Source organism: Streptomyces sp. NPDC041940 (genome assembly GCF_055589465.1).
Map to the genome: position 1 here is coordinate 77,102 of NZ_JBVJBP010000029.1, position 15,992 is coordinate 93,093.

General features: G+C 72.0%; 16 protein-coding genes. 8 read left to right on the top strand and 8 right to left on the bottom strand.

What is annotated here, in order from left to right; genetic code table 11:
- Positions 1-4 precede the first annotated feature (4 nt).
- The 4 genes from ACZ6I3_RS35475 to ACZ6I3_RS35490 all read right to left on the bottom strand — a co-directional run bounded on the left by ACZ6I3_RS35475 (position 5) and on the right by ACZ6I3_RS35490 (position 4,791).
- On the bottom strand, positions 5-1,558 hold the full coding sequence (locus tag ACZ6I3_RS35475; protein ID WP_469420303.1) for a substrate-binding domain-containing protein: 1,554 nt from the start codon (positions 1,556-1,558) through the stop codon (positions 5-7).
- A gap of 128 nt (positions 1,559-1,686) precedes the next feature.
- A complete protein-coding gene (locus ACZ6I3_RS35480; RefSeq protein WP_469420305.1) occupies positions 1,687-3,651 on the bottom strand; it encodes a serine/threonine-protein kinase in 1,965 nt (654 codons plus the stop codon).
- A 79-nt stretch (positions 3,652-3,730) separates the two neighbouring features.
- Positions 3,731-4,189 (bottom strand): MarR family winged helix-turn-helix transcriptional regulator, encoded by a 459-nt coding sequence (locus ACZ6I3_RS35485; protein WP_469420307.1) that lies wholly within the window; start codon positions 4,187-4,189, stop codon positions 3,731-3,733.
- Complete coding sequence (locus tag ACZ6I3_RS35490; RefSeq protein WP_469420309.1) at positions 4,186-4,791, bottom strand: type 1 glutamine amidotransferase family protein; 606 nt, start codon at positions 4,789-4,791, stop codon at positions 4,186-4,188. Before ACZ6I3_RS35490 ends, ACZ6I3_RS35485 begins: the two co-directional genes overlap by 4 nt.
- Before the next feature lie 187 nt (positions 4,792-4,978).
- On the opposite strand from ACZ6I3_RS35490, the gene ACZ6I3_RS35495 reads away from it, so the two are divergent.
- From ACZ6I3_RS35495 to ACZ6I3_RS35510, 4 genes are all read left to right on the top strand, one after another.
- Positions 4,979-6,334: an aminotransferase class III-fold pyridoxal phosphate-dependent enzyme gene (locus ACZ6I3_RS35495; protein WP_469420310.1), complete on the top strand. Its 1,356-nt coding sequence runs from the start codon at positions 4,979-4,981 to the stop codon at positions 6,332-6,334.
- Positions 6,335-6,480: 146 nt separating this feature from the next.
- Positions 6,481-7,179 (top strand): GntR family transcriptional regulator, encoded by a 699-nt coding sequence (locus ACZ6I3_RS35500; protein ID WP_469420312.1) that lies wholly within the window; start codon positions 6,481-6,483, stop codon positions 7,177-7,179.
- Between the two features lie 135 nt (positions 7,180-7,314).
- Entirely contained in the window at positions 7,315-7,965 is a 651-nt protein-coding gene (locus ACZ6I3_RS35505; protein ID WP_376388725.1) for a hypothetical protein, read from the top strand.
- Positions 7,966-7,990: 25 nt separating this feature from the next.
- Positions 7,991-8,377 (top strand): hypothetical protein, encoded by a 387-nt coding sequence (locus ACZ6I3_RS35510; protein ID WP_469420313.1) that lies wholly within the window; start codon positions 7,991-7,993, stop codon positions 8,375-8,377.
- Between the two features lie 43 nt (positions 8,378-8,420).
- On the opposite strand, the gene ACZ6I3_RS35515 is transcribed toward ACZ6I3_RS35510, so the two are convergent.
- The gene (locus ACZ6I3_RS35515) at positions 8,421-9,704 is read right to left on the bottom strand and encodes an adenylosuccinate synthase (protein ID WP_469420315.1); all 1,284 of its coding nucleotides are present in this window, start codon (positions 9,702-9,704) and stop codon (positions 8,421-8,423) included.
- Between the two features lie 185 nt (positions 9,705-9,889).
- Here ACZ6I3_RS35515 and ACZ6I3_RS35520 point away from each other — a divergent pair, with 185 nt between their 5' ends.
- Positions 9,890-10,768, top strand: coding sequence for a diacylglycerol kinase family protein (locus ACZ6I3_RS35520; RefSeq protein WP_469420317.1), 879 nt, complete (start codon positions 9,890-9,892; stop codon positions 10,766-10,768).
- A 1-nt stretch (position 10,769) separates the two neighbouring features.
- Here ACZ6I3_RS35520 and ACZ6I3_RS35525 read toward each other — a convergent pair whose 3' ends face one another.
- On the bottom strand, positions 10,770-11,366 hold the full coding sequence (locus ACZ6I3_RS35525; protein ID WP_469420318.1) for a Uma2 family endonuclease: 597 nt from the start codon (positions 11,364-11,366) through the stop codon (positions 10,770-10,772).
- A 52-nt stretch (positions 11,367-11,418) separates the two neighbouring features.
- Positions 11,419-11,916, bottom strand: a complete 498-nt coding sequence (locus ACZ6I3_RS35530; protein ID WP_469420320.1) for a GbsR/MarR family transcriptional regulator — start codon at positions 11,914-11,916, stop codon at positions 11,419-11,421.
- Positions 11,917-11,990: 74 nt separating this feature from the next.
- Between ACZ6I3_RS35530 and ACZ6I3_RS35535 the strand changes: the two genes are divergently transcribed.
- The 3 genes from ACZ6I3_RS35535 to ACZ6I3_RS35545 are packed head-to-tail and all read left to right on the top strand — an operon-like array spanning position 11,991 to position 14,765.
- Positions 11,991-12,899, top strand: a complete 909-nt coding sequence (locus tag ACZ6I3_RS35535) for an ABC transporter ATP-binding protein (protein ID WP_469420322.1) — start codon at positions 11,991-11,993, stop codon at positions 12,897-12,899.
- The gene (locus ACZ6I3_RS35540) at positions 12,896-14,494 is read left to right on the top strand and encodes an ABC transporter permease (RefSeq protein ID WP_469420324.1); all 1,599 of its coding nucleotides are present in this window, start codon (positions 12,896-12,898) and stop codon (positions 14,492-14,494) included. The genes ACZ6I3_RS35535 and ACZ6I3_RS35540 overlap by 4 nt, the downstream gene beginning before the upstream one ends.
- A gap of 46 nt (positions 14,495-14,540) precedes the next feature.
- Positions 14,541-14,765, top strand: coding sequence for a hypothetical protein (locus ACZ6I3_RS35545; protein WP_469420326.1), 225 nt, complete (start codon positions 14,541-14,543; stop codon positions 14,763-14,765).
- On the opposite strand, the gene ACZ6I3_RS35550 is transcribed toward ACZ6I3_RS35545, so the two are convergent.
- The gene (locus ACZ6I3_RS35550; RefSeq protein ID WP_469420327.1) at positions 14,749-15,966 is read right to left on the bottom strand and encodes a cytochrome P450; all 1,218 of its coding nucleotides are present in this window, start codon (positions 15,964-15,966) and stop codon (positions 14,749-14,751) included. The genes ACZ6I3_RS35545 and ACZ6I3_RS35550 overlap by 17 nt on opposite strands.
- Positions 15,967-15,992: the final 26 nt, after the last annotated feature.

A 15,992-nucleotide genomic window follows, 5' to 3' on the forward strand; every position in this document is an offset into this window, starting at 1 on the left:
GGGGTCAGTTCCCGTCGTCCTGCGCACACAGCGTCAGGCCCTCCGGTGTCCAGCACGGGACGTGGCCGTGGGTGCGGGTGACGTCCTGGCCGTTGCCGCGGGAGAGGTACGTCAGGAAGCTCGACGCCAGGGAGTCGGCCGGGGGGCGGCCGTAGGTGTAGGCGTACTCGATCTCGCGGTAGGGGTAGTCGCTCGTGCCGTGTTCGATGGCGTCGACGGAGGCCGGGTCGCCGTCCAGACGCAGGGAGTGCAGGCCCTTCGCGCGGGCGGCCAGGTTGAGTTCGCTGTAGCCGACGGCGCCCGGGAGACCGGCGACCGTCGTCAGCACCTGTTCCGTGGAGTCGAGTTCGCAGCGGATGACGGCGGCCGTCGGGTCGTCCTTGTGGACGCAGTCGACGGAGGAGTTGGCGATCTCGCCCCGGCCCAGCACCCGGCGCTGGAATACCTGCCGCGTCCCCGAGCCCGCGTCCCGGCTGACCAGGTGCACGGGCAGATCCGGGCCGCCGAGCTGCCTCCAGTTGCGGATCTCGCCCCGGTAGAGACGCCGTACGTCCGCCGTGGACAGGTTCTTCAGCCTCACGTCGTCGTTGACCACCAGCGCGAAGACGGACACCGCCACCCGGTTCTCGCGCAGTGTGGGCAGGCCGGCCGGCTTGGGGCCGTCCGACAGGGCCACCACCGGCGGGGATCCCCGCCCGTCCCGTGCCGCCCGGTCGCCGGCCGCCGCGAGCTCCCGGATCCCGGCCGTCGAGCCGTGGGTGTCCACCTCGATGACGGGGTCGCCCCCGCAGTCCCGCTCGTACTTGGCGGCCACCTCGCGCAGCACCGGAGCGAAGGCGGTCGAGCCGGTGAGGGTGAGGGTGCCGCTCGCGCAGCCGATCGGGGGCGGGGTGTCGTCCTGGACGACGACGATCGCCGCCAGGGTGACCACGCTCACCGTGAGCGCGATGGTGATCAGCCGCGCCGCCCGGCTGAACAGCGGCGGCTTGTCGTCCGGCGTGGCGCTGCGGTTGGGATGCACCTCGCCGTCGCGCAGGCCGCCGACCAGCCGGATCTCGTCGCCGACATCGCCGCCGGCGAGCAGCACGAGCAGTTTGAAGTGGTCGCCCCGGTTGAGCGGGACGCGGGGGATGCGCAGGGTGTTGCCCTCATAGGCGAAGCCGCGGGCCGCGGTGAAGTGGTCCATGAGGTGGTCGGTGTCCGACGGCTGGGTCACCGAGACGCCCCGGACGGTACGGCCGGCGAACACCGCGGTCAGGCCGTGCAGTTCGGGGCCGGTGTAGTCGTCGCGGTCGATGCCCTGCGAACCGTCGTTCTCGATGCGCAGCAGGACCAGGGTCGCGTCGGACATGTCCGGGGCCTCGTCGAACAGGCCGAGACGGCGGCTGGCGCGGCCCGAGCGCACGTCGTCGCCGATGGCGTTGTCCATCTGCACGCGGTAGCCGACCCGCTTGCGGCGCGGCACCCGGCGCTCGTACCAGACCATGACGCCCGAGGCGATGATGCCGAGCAGGGCCGTCGCCACAGCCACGAGGTTCTCCGCGCTCAACCACTCCACCGTGGGTGCCCCCGCCGCCGCCCGGACTCGATCGTCTGGACACCGTACGGCTGTACGAGCGGATATCCGGATTTCGTCGGCTTGAATTCGCCGGACGTTCAACGACGCCGCGTGAACCGGGAGTTGCCTCACTCCTTCGAGTAAGTCAGCTGCTCCCCGCTGCTCGTGTTCACGCGCTGGAGCGTGTAGTCCGTCAGGAGGGTGACCTCGGTGGCTTCGCCCGGTGTGCAGGCGGAGCGCGGCTGCCCGACGGACACGGTGGACGGGCCGATCCTCAACGGGCCGCCGGACCCCGGGGAGTCGGTCAGCTCGCCCTCGAACACGCAGTGGTAGGTGCCGCCCGAGGCCGTGGGGCCGTCCGCCACGAGGGACAGGACCGTGTCGCCCGGCCCGCCCTGCCGGATCGTCAGGGAGCGGGTGTGCTGCCCGTCGGCGCTGTCGATGGTGGTGGTCCAGGTCCCGAGGTACCCCGTCGGGATCGCGCCGTCCGCCGGGGAGGAGGCGCTGGTGTCCGGCCGCGAGGTCTGCGAGGAGGCGCCGGAGTCCGAGGGGGCGCCGGTGTCCTGCGTGGGGGTGGAGCGGTCGTCGGCCCGGTCGCCCGCACCGCCCTGCATCAGCGCGTACACCGAGCCGCCCGCGGCCAGCGCGACGACCAGGGCGATCACGACGAGCAGCGCGGTGGAACGGCCGTTGCGGGGCGGTTCCTGCGGCGTGCCGTACGGCGGTGGGCCGTAGGGCGTTGGGCCGTAGGGCGGTGGGCCGTAGGGCGGGGTGGATCCGGGCTGGGGGTGTTGCTGGGGGTAGCCGTATGCCGGGGGCGGGTACGGGGGTGGGGGCGCGTATGGGCCGGGCGGTACGCCCTGGCTCGCGACCATGGTGGGCAGGTGGTTCAGTGGCGGGCCCTCGCCCGGTTGGCCCGGCGGAGGCGGAGCGGTGGGCGCGGTGGGCGCGGTGGGCGCCTGTGGCACGGGGTTCGGTGACGATTCGTCGGCGGCCGGGGCATGTTCGGGGGTGGCGTCGGCTCCGTACTCCGGCTGCGGGCCGGTGGGGGCTGGTCGCGCAGTTCCCCGCGCCCCTTCAGGGCCGGTGGGGGCTGGTCGCGCCGACGCGGCGGAGCCGCCCGTGTCACTGCCCCGCGCCCCTTCGGGGGCCCGGCCCGCGGCACCGTCTCCTTCCGGGTCCTCCGCGTCCAGCAACCGCACCGCGTGACGCCCCAGTTGGGCCACCAGCGCGCTCGGCAGCCAGGGGTCGAGGGCGCGGCCGTCGGCGACGGTGTCGTCCGCGCCGGTGCGTTCCAGGACGCGGTCCAGGGTCGGGCGGGCGGCGGGGTCCTTGCGCAGACAGTCCCGGACCAGGTCGGCGATGCCCTCGGGCACCCCCGTCAGGTCCGGTTCCTCCTGGGCGATGCGGAACATCAGCGCGTGCACACCGCTGTTGGCGGTGCCGAAGGGCAGGGCACCGGTCGCGGCGTAGGCGAGGACGGAGCCGAGGCAGAAGACGTCGCAGGCCGGGGTGACGCGGTCGCCCCGCACCTGCTCGGGCGCCATGAAACCGGGCGATCCGACGAGCGCGCCGGTGCGCGTGAGCCCGCCGTCCGTCACGGTCTCCAGGGCCCGTGCGATACCGAAGTCGATGACGCGCGGGCCGTCGATGGTGACCAGCACGTTGGACGGCTTGAGGTCGCGGTGGACGATGCCGGCGGCGTGGATGTCCTTGAGCGCGTGCGCGAGCCCGGCCGCGAGGATACGGACCGTCCGCTCGGGCAGGGCACCGTGGTCGTGCCCGACGACCTGCTGGAGACTCGGCCCGGCGACGTACCCCGTGGCGACCCACGGCACCGCCGCCTCGGTGTCCGCGTCCAGCACCGGCGCCGTCCAGTACCCGCCGACCCGCCGCGCGGCCCGCACCTCCTGCCGGAACCGCTCCCGGAACTCCTCCTGCGCGGCCAGTTCCTCACGCACGAGTTTCACGGCGACCGTACGGCCCCGCTCGGAGCGGGCCAGATACACCTGCCCCATCCCACCGGCGCCGAGCCGCGCCAGCAGCCGATAGGCACCGATGCGTACGGGATCCCCAAGTCCCAGCTTGTCCATCGCTCAGCCGCCTTCCCCCCGAACATGAGCAACAGATCGAGAATAGTGCGGGTCCGGGGCGGGGTGACCTGGTCGCTGTCTACGGTTCCGTAACAGGCGGACCTGCCTGGTCGAGCACCTTGGACAGACGTTCCAGTGCCCGCACCGCCTCCGCCAGTTCCGCCTCCCCGAACTCCTCCGCCAGCCGGTCGGCGAACGCCGCGTGCCCGGGGTCGATCCGGGCGATCGCCGCGCGGCCCTCCTCGGTCGGTGCGAGGAGCTTGGCGCGGCGGTGCGCGGGGTTCGGCCGGTACTCGGCGAGGCCGCGTTCCACCAGCAGGTCGGCGATGCGCTGCACGCTCTGGCGGGTGATGCCCATGGCGCGGGCGATGCCGGAGACGGGCAGCGGCTCGCCGAGGACCGCGCCGAGCACCTGCCACCAGGCGGCGGTGAGCCCGGCGGGCCGGGCCAGTTCCTCCGCGACGGCGAGGAACTGGCCGTTGAGCCTGAACACCCCGAGGGCGCTGCGGCTGAACAGATCCTGACGCTCCCGGCTCACAGCGCGCCGGCCTTCTCCAGCACCGCGTACGCCGCCGCGTCGGAGTCGTGGAACAGCCGGTACCAGGCGTCGAGCACCTCACCCTCGTAGACCCCGAGCAGCCGGAGGATCTCCCGGGCGAAGGCGACGGGCTCGGTCGGGCCCGCGGTGACCAGGGCGCCGTCGGTGACCGCGTCGGTCTCGACGTAGCGCCCGGCGCCCGCGTAGCCGGTCGCGGCCAGGTAGAAGGAGACCGCGCTGGTGTGGTCACGGTCGTCGAGCAGGCCCTCCCGGGCGAGTCCGGCGGTGGCCCCGCAGATCGCGGCGACGGGTACGCCCGCGTCCAGGAAGGCCCGGGCCTTGCGGGCGAAGGGCGCGAGGTCGTCGCCCGTGTCCCAGAGGTCGGCGCCCGGGAGGATCAGCAGCGCGCTGTCCTCGGGCCGTACGTCGTCCAGGGCCGTGTCGGGCTGGACGCGCAGTCCGCCGGTGCTGGTGACCGGGGCCGTGGACGGGCCGACCGTGCGGATCGTGTGGCCGGCGCGGGCGAGGTGGGCCGTGGCGTGGCCGGTCTCCCAGTCGGCGAGGGTGTCGTAGACGGCGAGATGGACGGGCTTGGCGCTCATGGCTCCTCCTGGAGTTCGAGTATGACAACATACTGTCGATTGGACAGCGTGTTGTCAATGCCCGGCGGGAAGGCCCTCCGTGCCCGCCGTGTGGCTCCTCCCCGTCGACAACCTGTCGCGGAAACCCCCAGACCTCACACACGACGCCGATTTCCCGCTCGTACTCCGCATGCCTACGCTCGCCCGCATGACCCCTCAGCCGAACCCTGAAGCCGGTGCCGCCGTCAAGGCCGCCGACCGTGACCATGTGTTCCACTCCTGGTCCGCCCAGGAGCTCATCGACCCGCTCGCCGTCGCCGGCGCGCAGGGGTCGTACTTCTGGGACTACGACGGCCGCCGCTACCTCGACTTCTCCAGTGGGCTCGTCTACACGAACATCGGCTACCAGCACCCCGAGGTCGTCGCCGCGATCCAGGAGCAGGCGGCGAAGATGACGACCTTCGCGCCCGCGTTCGCGATCGAGGCGCGGTCGGAGGCGGCGCGGCTGATCGCCGAGCGGACCCCCGGCGACCTGGACAAGATCTTCTTCACCAACGGCGGCGCCGACGCCGTCGAGCACGCCATCCGCATGGCCCGGCTGCACACGGGCCGCCCCAAGGTGCTCTCGGCGTACCGCTCGTACCACGGCGGCACGCAGCAGGCCGTGAACCTCACCGGCGACCCGCGCCGCTGGGCCTCCGACAGCGGCACGGCCGGGGTCGCGCGCTTCTGGGCGCCCTACCTCTACCGCACCCGCTTCTACGCCGAGACCGAGGAGCAGGAGTGCGCCCGGGCGCTGGAGCACCTGGAGACGACGATCGCCTTCGAGGGGCCCTCGACCGTCGCGGCGATCATCCTGGAGACGATCCCGGGAACGGCCGGGATCATGGTCCCGCCGCCCGGCTACCTCGCCGGTGTGCGCGAGATCTGCGACAAGTACGGGATCGTCTTCGTCCTGGACGAGGTCATGGCCGGGTTCGGACGGACCGGTGAGTGGTTCGCGGCCGACCTGTTCGACGTCACGCCCGACCTGCTGACCTTCGCGAAGGGCGTGAACAGCGGCTATGTGCCGCTGGGCGGTGTCGCGATCTCCGGCGCGATCGCGGAGACGTTCGGCAAGCGGCCCTACCCCGGCGGTCTGACCTACTCCGGACACCCGCTGGCGTGTGCCGCCGCCGTCGCGACGATCAACGTCATGGCGGAGGAGGGCATCGTCGAGAACGCGGCCCGGCTGGGCGCGTCCGTCGTCGGGCCGGAGCTGGCCGCGCTCGCCGAGCGGCACCCGAGCGTCGGCGAGGTGCGCGGCGTCGGCATGTTCTGGGCGCTGGAGCTGGTGCGGAACCGGGAGACGCGCGAGCCGCTGGTGCCGTACAACGCGGCCGGGGAGGCGAACGCGCCGATGGCCGCCTTCGCCGCCGCCGCGAAGGGCGGCGGGCTGTGGCCGTTCGTGAACATGAACCGGACGCATGTGGTGCCGCCCTGCAACATCGGCGAGGCGGAGCTGAAGGAAGGCCTCGCGGTCCTGGACACGGCGCTGTCGGTGGCGGACGAGTACACGGCGTAGACAGCGGACCGAACAGCAGGGTAAACAGATGTAAACCCGTCAGTAGCCGACAACCTCGCGCCTCATTCGAACGCGTAAGGTGGCGGGCTCGTAGACATACATATACGTGCACGCCACCCGAACGCGACGAGGGAGACGCCCTGACCATGCCCGGCAGCACCGGCAACGGCGCCGTGACGCGCAGCACCCTGCGCCAGCAGATCGCGGACGCCCTTCGTGACGAGGTGCTGGCCGGACGGCTCCAGCCGGGTCAGGAGTTCACGGTCAAGGAGATCGCCGAGCAGTACGGGGTGTCCGCGACGCCGGTGCGCGAGGCCCTGGTCGACCTCTCGGCCCAGGGGCTCCTCGACGCCGACCAGCACCGCGGCTTCCGGGTCCACGAGTACTCGGCCGAGGACTTCCGCGGCATGATCGAGGCCCGTGACCTGGTCATCGAGGGGATGTTCCACGCCCTCACCTCCGGGCAGCGCGACTCGCTCCAGCCCGACGATCCCCGGGTCGCCTCCGTGCTCGCCGGGGTCCGGCGGCGCGGCGAGGAGGCGCAGCGGGCCGCCGCGGCCGGTGACCTCACCGTTCTCATCGGCTACGACCTGCGCTACTGGCGCGAACTCGCCGCCCTCTTCGGCAACCCGTATCTGGGCGACTTCCTGCACCGGCTGCGCGTCCAGACCTGGGTGGGCGCGGTGCAGCATCTGCGCCGCCTCGCCGACCTGCGCGGCGAGCTGTGGGCCGGCCACACCGCGCTGGTCGACGCCCTGGCCGACCAGGACACGGTCACGGCCCGGTCGATCATCTCCGGCTACAACTCCCACTCGCTCGCCCTGATCGAGCGCCTCGCCTGCTGATGGCCCGCGTCGCAGCTGTCCGTATGGGTATGGGACATGCACGACAGGAGCCTCTGCCGTGCCGCACCGATACGCTTCCCTGACCACCGTGCTACCCGACGCCAACCGACCGCTGTGCTGATCGAGGAGCCTTCTTTGGCCTGTGACCTGTGGCTGGTACCGCTCGTCGACGTCTTGTGCCACACGCCGGACAACCCGTTCGCCGAGGAACTCGCGCAATACAACAAGGTGCTCGCCGAGGCCGGGTTGCCGCCGGTGCCGGTGTACCAGTACATGCCGGGCCTGTCCGGCGAGGTCGCCCCGGTCGCGGGCTTCGACTACGACGCGCTGCACTTCCTGCGCCGCGCCTATCTGCTCCAGGTGTGCGGCCTGCCGGTGACGCCCGTGGACGAACTCGGCGGCGACTACGAGCAGTTGCTGGAGATGTTCGAGTCGACGGCCCAGCAGTCGCACCTCGTCTGGCACTACGACCACGCGGGCGCGTACGTCCCCGTCGACTTCCCCAGCCCCCTCGCCGACGACGATCTTCTCGCGGGCGGCGGCCCGCTGGGCTCCTCGCACGCCCTGCTGCGGGAGCTGGAGACGGTCGCCCCCGCCCTCGGCATCGACCCGGCCAACCCCCCGGCGGCACCCCAGGCACCCCTGGCCCCCACGGAACTGGAGGAACCCGCCGTCCCCGCCCCCTACGACCCCAGCCCGTTCGCCCGCGAACGCCACGTCTGGCTCGGGCTGCACGCGGCGGTGACGCGGAGTCTGGCGCAGGGGTCGATGATCGTCTTCAGTTGAGGCCCAAGGCCTGGAAGGTGTGTCCATGACGAGTACCGAAGCCCGCCTGACCGCGATGATCACCACGGTCGGGCAGGAGGCGCAGGATGAGGCGAGGGTGCTGGCGGGTGAGGGCCGGACGGCCAGGGCGATTCGTCGCCTGCGCAAGAGTTCGAGCCTGAATCTGCACACCGGCTCCGTGGCCCTGGAGCTGCTGGTCGAGGGCGGCACCCTGCCCACCACGCACAGCCAGGCACTGGACGCCCTGCGGGAGTCGGACGCCGCTCTGGTCGCGGAGTTGACGGACGTACTGGGCGAGGGGAAGCGGGACTCGGACATCCAGGCCGTCAAGCTGCTCCGCGAGCGCACCGGCATCGATCTGCTCGGCGGCCACCGCATCGTTCAGGAACTGGCGGCACAGCTCGGCCGGTGACCGGGGATCACTCCCTCGGTCACCGGCCGCGGCAGGAGGCGTCCTACAGGAACGAGTTGATCTCGATCGTCTCGTCCCGGCCCGGGCCCACGCCGATCGCGGAGATCGGGGCGCCCGACATCTCCTCCAGCGCCTTGACGTAGGCCTGGGCGTTCTTCGGCAGGTCGGAGAAGGACTTGGCCTTGCTGATGTCCTCGCTCCAGCCCGGCAGCATCTCGTAGACCGGCTTCGCGTGGTGGAAGTCGGTCTGGGAGTACGGGAGCTCCTCGACGCGCTTGCCGTCGATCTCGTACGCCACGCAGACCGGGATCTGCTCCCAGCCGGTGAGGACGTCGAGCTTGGTCAGGAAGAAGTCGGTCAGGCCGTTGACGCGGGTCGCGTAGCGGGCGATCACCGCGTCGAACCAGCCGCAGCGGCGGTCGCGGCCGGTGGTCACGCCCTTCTCGCCGCCGATGCGGCGCAGCGCCTCGCCGTCCTCGTCGAAGAGCTCCGTCGGGAACGGGCCCGCGCCGACACGGGTCGTGTAGGCCTTGAGGATGCCGATGACCCGGCTGATCTTCGTCGGGCCCACGCCGGCGCCGGTGCAGGCGCCGCCCGCGGTCGGGTTCGAGGAGGTGACGAAGGGGTACGTGCCGTGGTCGATGTCGAGGAGCGTGCCCTGGCCGCCCTCGAAGAGGACCACCTTGTCCTCCTCCAAGGCCTGGTTCAGCACCAGGACGGTGTCGGAGACGTACGGCCGGAGCTTGTCGGCGTACGTCAGCAGCTCCTCGACCACCTGGTCCACGGCGATCGCGCGCCGGTTGTAGAGCTTGGTGAGGACCTGGTTCTTGATGTCGAGGGCCGCCTCGACCTTCTGCGTGAGGATCGACTCGTCGTAGAGGTCCTGCACACGGATACCGACACGGTTGATCTTGTCCGCGTAGGTCGGTCCGATGCCGCGCCCGGTCGTGCCGATCTTGCGCTTTCCGAGGAAGCGCTCCGTCACCTTGTCGACGGTGACGTTGTACGGCGTGATGATGTGCGCGTTGCCGCTGAGGAGGAGCTTGGAGGTGTCGACACCACGCTCGTTCAGACCGCTCAGCTCGGAGAGCAGGACCGACGGGTCGACGACGACACCGTTACCGATGACCGGCGTGCAGCCGGGAGACAGGATTCCGGAAGGGAGGAGGTGCAGTGCGTACTTCTGGTCACCTACGACCACCGTGTGGCCGGCGTTGTTGCCGCCCTGGTAGCGCACTACATAGTCCACGGATCCACCGAGCAGGTCGGTGGCCTTTCCCTTGCCTTCGTCACCCCACTGAGCACCGAGCAGCACAAGTGCGGGCACGCGCGTACACCCCTTCCGGGCGGGGCATGTCCATGGTCGAGGGCGAACGCGGCGGTGTACCACCGCGTGCACCGCGACCACCGTTGGCCGCCAACCGTCGGACCGGATGCCCCGGAATAGACGAAGCCCCTGGCGCAATAGCGCAAGGGGCTCTTGCACAAAGATGCTACCCGAGGAAGCGAGGCATGGCCGAGGTGGCGACTTCTCCGACGTCCGAGCAGCTGCTGGTGGTCATAGACCCGGTCGCCCGCCGGACGGACAACGAGTCCGTGCGGATCGCGAAAGACGTGCTCAGCGGGGGTGCCGGCACGAAGGTGTGCCTGCCGGAGGGGCCGGAGGAGTTCGCCCGGGCGCTGGCCCGGCGGGGCTCGCGGCGCCCGGTCGTGGTGGGCGACGACCGGGCCCTGATCCGCGCGGTGTCGCTGCTGCACCGGCACCGGGAGCTGACCGGGTGCGCGCTGGCGGTGGTGCCGGTCGGTGGTGTGCAGTCCCTCGCGCGTTCGCTGGGGGTGCCGACGGGGACGGTGGCCGCGGCGCGGGCGGTGCTCGACGGGGTCGAGCGGCGGATGGACCTGATGGTCGACGACAGCGACGGGGTGGTGCTCGGCGCGTTGCGCATACCGCCCCTGTCGCCCTTCCCGGCGGCCGAGGGGCCTCAGGACGAGGATCCGGAGGCGGCGACGGGCCACCCGTGGCTGCGGACCTGCCAGTCCCTGGTCCGGACCCTGGTGCCGGCGGGCCGCCCGTCCCGGCTCGCCGCCGCGCCGGAGCCCGGGCCGTCCCGGCTGCGGGTCGAGGTGGACGGGGAGACCCTCGTCGACCTGGACCAGCCGGTCGAGGCGGTGTCGGTGGCGCCGGGCCCCGCGGGGATCGCGTCGGTGGAGGTCCGGCCGGTGTCGGTGGGCGCCGAGGCCTCTCCCCTGCTCGCGCGGGGCCGCACGGTGACCGTCTCGGGGGCGCACTTCCGCTACCGGGCGGACACGGTGGTGTCGGGGCCGGTCCGGACCCGGACGTGGAGTGTGCGGGAGGGGGCGTGGGGGCTGACGGTGCCGGCAGGGTCGTGAGTCAGTCCTCGGGGGCCTGGAACCCGGCGGTGTCCAGCAGACAGTCGAAGGGGGCAGGGATGGGAAGTTTCTCGCCGAACGGCCGGGTGACGCGCGACTCGTATCCCTTGGCGGACGGCGTCCACAGGACCGTGGCCTGCTCCTCCTGCATGTCGAGGAGCAGGTAGACGGGGACGCCTGCTCGTCCGTAGACCTCGACCTTGTCGGTCAGGTCGTCATCCCGGGTGCTGCTGGACGTCAGTTCGGCGACGAAGGACAAGGCCTCACCGTCCAGCCGGTTGCTGGTCGTCTCGAACACGCGCCCGGGCGCGGCGTGGATGTCCGGTCCGTACGCCCGCTCGTCCCCTGGAAAGACGTACAGGAACGGGCCACAACTCATGCGGTGCCCTGGGAGGAGATACGACCGCAGCTGTTCACACACGAGCTCCATGACGCGGTGGTAGTAGCCCTGCGACCACGGCGACACAACGATCTTCCCCTTGATGATTTCGGCCTTGAAGCCGTCGCGCAGGCGCAGCTCGTCGAGGATGTCCAGCAGTTCCTGGAAGCTGCTGGACTCGGCACCGCTTATCGTCGGTCGCTCTGCCATGACTGTCATGATGCGCCCTCCCCTGAGTACGAACCAGCCACCACTCAGCGTAGCCGACCGATCACCCTGCCCCGAACCGCTCCTCCCGGTGCACCCGCCAGCGCTCCATCATCGCCGCGACCTCGCCCTGCAGGAACTCGAAGAACGCGAGGGTCTCGGACAGGCGGCGGCCCGCCGGGGTGGTGGCGCCGAGGCTGGTGACGCCCTCGCGCAGGGCCCCCTCCCAGCGCTTGAGGACGGCCTCGCGGTTGGTCAGGGCCTCGTACCACTGGTCGCCGTGCACCCGGTAGCGCTCCCGGCGGGAACCGGGCTCCCGTTCGCGCGAGACCATGTGCGTCTGGGCCAGGTAGCGCACCGCCCCGGACACCGCCGCGGGGCTGATGCGCAGCTGGTCCCCCAGTTCGGCGGAGGTCAGCGAACCCTCGTCGGAGGCGAGCAGCGCGGCGAAGACCCGGGCGGGCATCCGCGGCATACCGGCCTCGACGAGCTGCGCCGCGAAGGACTCCACGAACCTCGACACGGCCTCCGCGTCCCGGCCGCTCCCGGCTGATTCCGTCATGCGGTTCACCCTATCCGCGATTCATACGGTTCCTTAACTTCACAAGTTTCTGAAGAAAGCGTAGCTTCTGAAGCATGACGAAGGCCATCACCGTCTCCGGACTGCACAAGTCGTTCGGACGGACGCACGCACTCGACGGGCTCGATCTGGAGGTCGCCTCCGGCGAGGTCCACGGCTTCCTCGGCCCCAACGGCGCCGGCAAGTCCACCACCATCCGTGTCCTGCTCGGCCTGCTGCGCGCCGACTCGGGCGCCGCGCAGGTGCTCGGCCGCGACCCGTGGGCGGACGCCGTCGAGGCGCACCGCCGTATCGCCTACGTCCCGGGGGACGTGACGCTGTGGCGCAACCTCTCCGGCGGCGAGGTCATCGACCTGTACGGGCGGCTGCGCGGAGGACTGGACACGAGGCGCCGCGCGGAGCTGATCGAGCGCTTCGAACTCGACCCCACCAAGAAGGGCCGTACGTACTCCAAGGGCAACCGGCAGAAGGTCGCCCTGGTCGCCGCGTTCGCCTCGGACGTCGACCTGCTGATCCTGGACGAGCCGACCTCGGGGCTTGATCCGCTGATGGAGGAGGTCTTCCGGCGGTGCGTCGAGGAGGAGCGCGACCGGGGGCGGACCGTCCTGCTCTCCTCCCACATCCTCAGCGAGGTGGAGGAGCTGTGCGACCGGGTGAGCATCATCCGCAAGGGCCGTACGGTCGAGAGCGGGTCGCTCGCCGACCTGCGCCATCTGACCCGCACCAGCGTCGTCGCCGAACTCGCGGGCCCGCCCAACGGACTGGCCGAGCTGCCCGGCGTCCACGACCTCGACGTCCAGGGCCACCGCGTCCGGCTCCAGGTCGACACCGACCGGCTGAACGGCGTACTGCGGTCGCTGAGCGAGTCGGGTGTCCGGTCGCTGACCTCGACGCCGCCGACGCTGGAGGAGCTGTTCCTGCGGCACTACCAGTCGGACGAGACGGCAGAGGCGGCGGCCCGATGACGGCCTTCGCGGTGCGGCCCGGCAGCTCACGTCAGCTGGCCGGGACGGGCACGCTGTTGCGGTTCGCGCTGCGCCGCGACCGGCTGATGATCCCGGTGTGGATCGGGGTCAACGCCCTGATGGTCCTCTCCATGCCGGGCACGCTGGAGGGCCTGTACGGCACCCCGGCCGAACGCGCCGACCTGATCCGGCAGATGGCCGCCAACTCCTCGCTGCGCGCGATGATCGGCCCGGTCTTCGACGACTCGATCGGCGCGCTGACGGCCTGGCGGGTCGGCGTCTACGCGGGTGCCCTGGCCGCCGTGATGAGCCTGCTGGTCGTCGTACGGCACACCCGGGACGAGGAGGAGAGCGGCCGTCAGGAGCTGGTGGCGTCCGGGATGGTGGGCCGCCGGGCCTCCCTGACGTCGGCCCTGCTGGCGGCGGCCGTCGCCAACGCGGTCCTGGCGCTGCTGGTGACGGCCGGACTGGCCGGGCGGGGAGTGGCCGGGGCGCTGGCCCTGGGCCTGGGGATCGCCGGAGTCGGGATGGTCTTCGCCACGATGGCGGCGATCGTCGCCCAGCTGACGGAGAGCGCCCGGCTGGCCCGAGGGCTGACGGCGGCGGTGCTGGGCACCGCCTTCGTCCTGCGCGCGGCGGGCGACTCCGCGACGGACGACGGCTCGTCGGTACTGACGTGGCTGTCGCCGCTGGGCTGGCTGGAGAACCTGCGGCCGTACGCCGACGAACGCTGGTGGGTACTGGCGCTGCTCGCCGGGGCGGTCCTGCTCCAGGGCGCGGCGGCCTACGGGCTGGCCGGCCGCCGGGACGTCGGCATGAGCTTCCTGCCCACCCGGCCGGGGCCCGCGAGCGGCCGCCTGGGCAGCGCGGGCGCGCTGGCCTGGCGGTTGCAGCGGGGCGGTGTCCTGGGCTGGAGCATCGGCTTCCTCCTCGCCGGGGCGGTCTACGGCGGCATGACCGAGGGCGCGGCCGACCTGGTCGGCGACAACGCCGGTGCCCGGCGGATCTTCGAGCGGATGGGCGGCCACTCCGGCCTGACGGACGCGTTCCTGGCGTCGATGGTCGGCATGCTCGGCCTGGTCGCGGCCCTGTACATCGTGGCGTCGGTGCTGCGGCTGCACGGCGAGGAGACGTCGGGCCGGGCGGAACCGGTCCTGGCGAACGCGGTCGGGCGGCTGCGGTGGGCCGCCGGGCATCTGGCGATCGCCTTCGGCGGTGCGGCGCTCCTGATGCTGCTGGCCGGCCTGGGCTTCGCCCTCGGCTACGGCAGGGACATCGGCCCGATCCTGGGGGCGTGCCTGGTGCAGCTCCCGGCGATCTGGGTGATCGGCGGCCTCGCGGTCCTGCTGATCGGCGTACTGCCCCGGGCAGCGGCGGCGGCCTGGGGCGTCGCCGGAGCGGTCCTGCTGATCGGCTGGGTCGGGCCCGCGCTGGACGTGCCGCGGGCGGTGCTGGACCTGTCGCCCTTCGGGCACCTGCCCAAGCTGCCGGGCGGGGCGATGGAGTGGGGGCCGGTGCTGGTCCTGCTGGGGCTGGCCGTGGTGCTGGTGGCCGCCGGCCTGGCGGGGCTGCGGCGCCGGGACATGACCTCCTGAGCGGCGGCCGGAACCGCGCCGCGGCCCGCGTACGTCCATGCCGGGCATGGGACAACGTACGCAGGCCGCTGCGGGATGCCTGACCGCGTCCGTCGGCGCGGGCGCGGGGCTCGCGGTGTGGGCCGTCGGGGTCCGGGAGCGGCTCTGGCGGTTCGAGGCGGCCCCGGACTGGAGCGTCCTCTACGCCGAACTGCCGCTGGCGGTCCTCGGCGGGGTCGCCGCCTCCCTGGCGGCCTGGGCGCTGGTCCGGCGTCTCAGACCGCGACGCTGAGCCCCTCAAGACCCCGGATCACGAAGTTGGGCTTCCGTCGCGGCTCCTCGGCGAGGCGGAGCGTCGGGGCCTTCTCCAGGAGGGCCGTCATGGAGGCCGCCAGCTCGATCCGTGCCAACGGCGCGCCGATGCAGTAGTGGATGCCCGCGCTGAAGGAGATGTGGGGGTTGTCCGTGCGGCTCAGGTCGAGGCGGGCCGGGTCGGAGAAGACCGTCGCGTCGTGGTTGGCGGAGCCGAAGAGCAGGGCGATCTCCGCACCGCGCGGGATCGTCGTGCCGGCGATCTCGATGTCGTCCAGGACCCAGCGTTCGAAGAGCTGGAGCGGGGTGTCGTAGCGCATCAGTTCTTCGACGGCGGTGGGGACGAGGGTGTGGTCCGCGCGCAGGGCCGCCAGTTGGGCCTCGTCGCGGAAGAGGGCGTACCAGCCGTTGACCGTGGAGTTCACCGTGGCCTCGTGGCCGGCGTTCAGGAGGAGGACCGCCGTCGAGATCATCTCCTGCTCGGTGAGGCGGTCGCCCTCGTCGTGTGCCTCGATGAGGCCCGAGATCAGGTCGTCGCCCGGTTCCTCGCGGCGGGCCGCGATCAGTTCACGCAGGTAGTCGGAGAACTCCACCGACGCCCTGACCGCCTTCGCCGCCGTCTCCTCGGACGGGTTCAGCTCGTACATCCCGCAGATGTCCGCCGACCAGGGGCGCAGCGGGGCCCGGTCGGACTCCGGGATGCCGAGCATCTCGGCGATCACGGCGACGGGGAGGGGTTCGGCGACGTCGCCGAGCAGGTCGCCGCCGCCTCGCTTGACGAGCCCGTCGACCAGCTCCCCGGCGAGATCGGCCACATACGGCCTCAGCCGCTCCACCGTGCGCGGTGTGAACGCCTTCGACACCAGGCGCCGGATCCGGGTGTGGTCCGGCGGCTCCAGGTCGAGCATCCCGTGGTCGTTGAGCGTGTGGAACGGCTCGTGCTCCCGCGGCGGCGCGGTCCGGCCGAACTCCTCGTGCGTGAAGCGGTGCTGGTACGTCCGGCCCAGGCGCCGGTCGCGCAGCAGGGCCGAGACGTCCGCGTGGTGCGGGACGAGCCACTGGTTCGTGGGCTCGTAGTAGTGCACGCGGCCCCTGGCCCGCAGCTCGGCGTAGGCGGGGTAAGGGTCGGCGAGGAACGCCGGGTCCCACGGGTCGAACGCGAGGTCGAAAGCAGCTGCCATGGACGGACGCTAGCCCGGATCCCCGT